Raw genomic sequence first — 6,180 nt, forward strand, 5'->3', positions numbered from 1 at the left:
ACCTTTTTCGTTCTACTGAAAACTTCCAAACATTTCGTGAAGCACAAAAAAGTTCGAGGAAAGCTTGAATTATCGATCTGTTTACCACGAACTATTCGAATGTTATCTATTCCGCGGCTTCGGCGGCTCCGTGTCGCGCCTCGAGCCTTTGCGCCGTTCGCGCCCAGAAACTCGACATGAAGGCGGGATCGCGGATCGCTTCGAGGCGTTGCCATTCCGGAAAGGAGGCTGCGAAAACGTCGTCGCCCATGCGGGCATCCTTGTAGGGATTGACCGCACCACCGGCCTCGACCGTGATTTGGTCGAGCTCCTTCAGCAGCGCCAGCGTCGCCCTGCCACGGTTGGGGAAATCCAGCGTCAACGTGAAACCCGGCCGCGGGAACGACAGCAGTGCCGGCGAGCGGACCCCGCCGAAGCGCTTCAGGACTGTGAGGAACGAGCCCTGCCCGGCCCGTTTTGCCGCCGCAAGCAACGCCGGCACCACTCGGCGCGCGACGTCTTCCGGCATCACGCTCTGGTGCTGGAAAAGCCCATTCGGTCCATAGAGGCGGTTCCAGTTGCCGACGCCGTCGAGCGGAAAGAAGAAACCCTGGTAGCCGACCTGACGCGCCTCCGTCGACCGGCCTTTCTTCCACCGGTAGGCGGCATTGAAGGCAGTCAGGAACGGCCGGTTGAGCACGTTGAACGGCGGCTGGAACGGCACCGAAAGATTTCCACCGGCACGCAAGGCCACATGGGAGCCATACTCGGCGTGATTGCCGGTGAACAGCAGCCCGCGCCCGCGACTGTGGCCGCCGGCAAGCTGGTCGATCCAGGCGACGACGTATTCGTTGGCCTGATCGGCCGCTTCTGCAAGTTCGAAGAACTCGCCGAGATCACGGAACGGCGTCACCTTCTCGATGATGTCGAGCGATGGCACCCTCATCAGCCGGATCGATGCGGACAGTATCAGGCCAGTCAGCCCCATGCCGCCGATCGTCGCCGCGAACTGGCGTTCATTCTCGGTGGCCGAGCTGTAATGGGCCTGTCCGTCCGATCTGAGCAGCGTCAAGGATTCGACGTGGCAGCCGAAGGTGCCGCGCCGGTGATGGTTCTTGCCGTGAACGTCGTTGGCGATGGCGCCGCCGAGCGTGACGAACTGCGTGCCCGGAACGACGGCGGGAAAGAAGCCGTATGGCGCTGCATGGGCGATGATGTCGGACAGAAGCACGCCGGCCTCGGCCTCGATCACGCCGGTCTCGGCATTGAAGGCGCGGATCCTGTTCAGCGGCCGCATATCGATGATCGTGCCGGCCCCATTCTGGCAGGAATCGCCATAGGAGCGGCCGTTGCCGTAGGCGAGCAAAGCGTTTCTTGTCGCCTTGCCGCTCTTCAGCAGCGCAACAGCGTCGTCCGCCGGGATCACATTGAGTGCCGGTGGCGTGGCAAGACCGAAGCTCTGGAACCGCTCCTGCCCCACGCCTACCAGCCTCCGACGACCAGAAACACAGCGCCGATCAGCACGACGATCTGGCTGCGCCAGTCGCGGATGATGAAGACGACCGGATCGTCATGCATCTGGTCGCGGCGGGCGAGAATCCAGACGCGCATGGTCAGGTAAAGCACGATCGGCGCCAGCGGCCAGACCAGCCAAGGATGCGGATAAAGTTCGCGCACCGCAGCGCTGTCCATATAGAGCGCCAGCACCAGCGCCGAGGAAAAGGCCGACGCCATGCCCGCCTGGGCGACGATCTCCTGGTCTTCGGTGCGGTAGCCGCGGCCGGCAATGCGCTCGCCGGCCGGAATGGCAGTCGTGCGCAGCTCGACAAACCGCTTCACCAGCGCCAGCGACAGGAAAAAGAAGATCGAGAAGGCCAGCAGCCAGAACGAGACGTCGACGCCGGTCGCCGCGGCGCCAGCCAGAACGCGGATGGTGTAGAGACCGGCCAATATCAGCACGTCGATCAGAAGCATGCGCTTGAACGACAGCGAATAGCCGGTGGTGATGACCATGTAGCCGCCGAGCACGCCGAGGAATTCGATCGGCAGCAGAAGCCCTGCAGCAACGCCTATTGCGAGCAGCACCATCATTGAACCGAGGCCGAACGGGATCGACAGCGCGCCGCTGGCGAATGGCCGGTTGCGCTTGGTCAGGTGTTTGCGGTCGAGCGCGAGATCGAAGAAATCATTGAGGATGTAGATGGCGGAAGCGACCGCGCTGAACGAGACGAATGCCAGCAGGCATTCCCAGATCATGTCGGCGTTGAAGTACTCGTGCGACAGCACCATCGGCACTGCGATCAGCGAGTTTTTCAGCCACTGATGAACGCGCAGCATCTTGACGATGGTTCTGAATGTCGGCTTCGGCGCCGGCATGATTTCAGCACTGTGCGCGGCCTGCCAGCGCGCGGCATGACGGTCGGGCGCGACGACGATTGCCGTGCGCGCGGCGTCGAATACCTTAAGGTCGTGCCGACTGTTGCCGGCATAGTCGAAGCCGCCATCGCCATAGGCGGCGACAAGCGAGGCGCGCTTTCTGCCTGACGTCATGTTGTGGGGGCCGTCAGTCGCCAGGACGCGATCGAATATCCCGAGATGTGCGGCGATCGCCTCGGCGAATTTACGCGGCGTCCCGGTCGCCAGCACGATCTTGCGGCCTTCGCCATGTTCGGTGCGAAGGCGCTGAAGCAGCGCCTCGCGGTAGGGCAGCGACGCAGGATCGATGTCGATGCGTTGAGCGATGGCCTGCTTCAACCGCGCCGGCCCGCCGGCGAGCCAGAACGGCACCAGGAAAACATAGAGCGGATTCTTCTTGAGAAGGATGAACAGACCTTCCCACAACAGGTCCGTCGCGATCAGCGTGCCGTCGAGATCGACAGCAAGCGGGATTGCGTTCCTGTCCGACCGCGCATCCATTCTTCGTTGCCCTGCCTAAAAGCGCATGATCCCGAAAGCCGACCTTTCGGAAAGGATCAGGCGCCGATCCAAAACCCCATGCTTCGGCGTCTTCGGCCCGATATAGCGGGCAACAGCGCAGCGATCGTTAAAGCGTCCGGCCCGGCCTGGCTTGCGTGACGGTATTTTCCCTTTCATCGTTAAATTTCGATAACCCGAAACGATCAAAGGCCGGGCATTTGCCCGGCCTTCTAAAAACTAGTCAACGTTTTTTGACGCGGTTACTTGATGCGGGCGACGCCGCCAGAGATTTCGATTGTTTCCGAACCGGTCAGCGCTTCGAGGTCGCCATTCGGCATGGTAACGAAACAGCCGGTCGGGCAGAATTCAGCGGTTTCGCCGGCGGCCAGCGCCAGCTCCGTCTTGCTACCGCCTTCGGTCACGACGAGTGTGCGGGTCTCGGCGTCCTTGTTGGTGGCGCTGGCGGCAAAGGCTGAACCGCCCACGGCAAGAAAAGCGATGGCGGCGACGAGCGACTTCCACATTTGCAATATCGGTGTTGCCACCGCCTCTGTTGCATCTCGCAAGGCATTCCCGCCGTTTGCATGTGAGCTTATATGAGATGCCAGCTGAACGGCAACTGAATGCCGCATTCATGCCGCAATTGCTTTGGCTGCGTCGGAAGCGCAGGTATCAGCCGTTCGCAGGCCGGCTGAATATCAATTTACCCTAATCGGGATCCGGCTTGCGGGTCTTGCGCCCGGATCTGGCCAGGCGTTTCGTCTCGGCCACGGCTTCCGCCTTTGCTTGCTCCTGTTCCGCAAAATCGACTTCGATCTTGTCGTCATCGATTGGCCACGCCTCATGCTTCTTGGTCTCGACGACGGCGCGCGGCGCCGACGGAATTTCGATATGCTGATCGGCGAACTCGTCGAGGACGGCAAACCGAATGTCGTTCTGCACGATGTTGCCGTTCATCACGTCGGCCAGGAACACACGGATTTCGAATTCGAGAGCGGCCGCCCCGAAATTGGTGAACAGCACGAAGGGTTCCGGATTTTTCAGCACCAGCGGATGGCCGCGCGCAATCTCCAACAGCACAGCATGGGCCTGCTTGACGTCGCTGCCGTAGGCGACGCCGACCTTGATGTCGATGCGACCGAGCTTGTTGCGGTGCGTCCAGTTGCCGACCGCATTGTTGATCAGGTTTGAATTGGGCAGGATCACCGACTGCCGCTGGAACGTCTCGATCTCGGTAGCGCGCACGCTGATCTTCTTGACCGTGCCGCTGATCTCACCGGCGACGATCCAGTCGCCGACCTTGAACGGCCGCTCGGCCAAAAGGATCAAGCCGGAGACGAAGTTGGAGACGACATTCTGCAGACCAAAGCCGATACCCAGCGACAGGGCGCCGGCGACAAGCGCCAGGTTGGAGAGATCGATGCCCGCCGCCGAGACGCCGACGAGGGCTGCGAGCGCGACGCCGGCATAGCCGACCGCCAGCCGGATCGAGTTGCGCACGCCGGTATCGACCTTGCCGCGCGCCATCACCGAGCCGTCGAGCCAGCCCTGGAACCAGCGCGTCAGGAAATAGCCGATGATGAAGACGACGATGCCGGTGAGGATGCCGGTCACCGAGATCGTCACCGAGCCGACGGTGAGGCCCGTCGCCAGCTTGTAGGCCCAGGCCTCGATGTCGCCGGGCTGGAAGCCCCACATCAACAGGATCAGCGGCAGGAACACCAGCACGATCATCAGGTTGATGGCGACGCTGACGACCAGGCCGAGCTGGTCGAGCGCGGACTCCTCATAACTGGAATTGGTCGATAGCCAGCGCCCGATCGACGTGTTGGCAAAGCCACCTTCCTCGCTGATCGCCCGCGCTGACAGGAAGCCGATATAGGCGGTCACCAGAATGGTACCGGTGACCACGACCTGCAGCGAGACGAAGATGGCAAGGCCGATATAGCCGAGCAGCGCCGTGGCAATGGTGAAAAGGCCGATCGCGACTGCCGTGTAGCGCAGCCACGCCGGCCAGGGGCGCCAGCTTCCGTCGGTGGCCTTGAACGGCTTCAGCAGCGCCATCAGGATCAGGATGATGCCGACGATGACGGTGGCGACAAAACTTCTGGCGATGGTCAGCGACAGCGGCGAGCCCATCGTGTCGTTGACCACCGACAGGAAATAGTTGACGCCGATCACCACCGCCATGGCGGTCGTCAGCCGCACCAGCCAGCGTGCCGGGCCTGATTCAACGGGGATGAGCCGCCAGTTCGGCAGCCGCGGCTCCAGCGTCGCATTGGCCAGTCGGTTGACGCAGAACACCACCGCGATGACCCCGACCAGCGCATTCAGGAAAACGCCAATGTCGCCGCGCAACACATTGTAGTAGTTGAAAAAGAACACGGTCGAGACCAGGAAGACGCCGACCGCCAGCGTCGGCAGCAATGTCGACCAGAACGCCACCGACAACCGGCTGAGATAGGACGGATCTTCGACCGACGGGTCCGCTTCGAAGACACGCCCGAACAAACGCCGCCCACCGACAAAAAGCACCGCCGCCAGGGAAAGCGCCGTCAAGGTCGCGGCCAGCACGGCCTGGAACTTGAACTTGAAGACGAAGCTCAGCCACGACGACACTGCCTTGTTGAAGCCGGTAAATTCACCATTGGCATCGGAAATGACCTCAGGGCTCAACGCGTCGGACAGCACGTAGCGCTTGGTGAGCAGATTGCGAAACAGCTCGCTGCGCATATTGCCGATCTTGGCGATGAGGCCGCTGATGCGGATCGACAGGTTTTGCGCCGCGGCGATGACTGCATTGATCTCGGCCTTTTCGGACGCCAGCGCCTGGCGTTCGCTGGTCACGATGTCGGGTTCGGGCGGCTGGCCCGCGGCCGGCGGCGCCCCGAGTTGATCGAGCCTTGCGTTGATCTCCGAAAGGCGTGGGCGGAAGGCAAGCGCGCTGTTCAGCGCACCTTGCGACATTTCCTCGAGCTGCAGGCGGATGTCGACAAGGCTGGCGTCGTCGTCACCGTCCTCGTGGATTTTCTTTTCGAGATTGTCGGTCTTTGTCGTCAGGTCCTGCAGGATTTTCTGCTGGTCGGCGACCACTCCGGAGACAGCCTGATCAAGCCCCTGCGCCGCCGCATCAAGCGACAGCGGCGCCGAGGCGACGATCGCCAGGACCAGAACGAAGCGGAGCAGTCGGAAAAGCATGATCGTTTGGCGACTCACAGGCGGTAAGGCGTTCTAAAGCTCGCCCTTGATAAAGACGCTCATACCGGGGAGCAAGCCGTCCCGCCC

4 protein-coding genes are annotated in these 6,180 nt (G+C 62.0%); all 4 read right to left on the reverse strand.

The genetic code is table 11. The features are described 5' to 3' along the window. Positions 1–106 precede the first annotated feature (106 nt). The 4 genes from AC0L2V_RS30790 to AC0L2V_RS30805 all read right to left on the reverse strand — a co-directional run bounded on the left by AC0L2V_RS30790 (position 107) and on the right by AC0L2V_RS30805 (position 6,093). Positions 107–1,459, reverse strand: coding sequence for an FAD-binding oxidoreductase (locus AC0L2V_RS30790; protein ID WP_473511611.1), 1,353 nt, complete (start codon positions 1,457–1,459; stop codon positions 107–109). A 2-nt stretch (positions 1,460–1,461) separates the two neighbouring features. Then, positions 1,462–2,895, reverse strand: a complete 1,434-nt coding sequence (locus tag AC0L2V_RS30795; RefSeq protein WP_473511612.1) for a UbiA family prenyltransferase — start codon at positions 2,893–2,895, stop codon at positions 1,462–1,464. Positions 2,896–3,155: 260 nt separating this feature from the next. Continuing rightward, positions 3,156–3,419: a hypothetical protein gene (locus tag AC0L2V_RS30800; protein ID WP_473511613.1), complete on the reverse strand. Its 264-nt coding sequence runs from the start codon at positions 3,417–3,419 to the stop codon at positions 3,156–3,158. A 184-nt stretch (positions 3,420–3,603) separates the two neighbouring features. Then, positions 3,604–6,093, reverse strand: coding sequence for a mechanosensitive ion channel domain-containing protein (locus AC0L2V_RS30805; protein ID WP_473511614.1), 2,490 nt, complete (start codon positions 6,091–6,093; stop codon positions 3,604–3,606). Positions 6,094–6,180 lie beyond the last annotated feature (87 nt).

This window comes from Mesorhizobium sp. WSM4814, assembly GCF_055811595.1.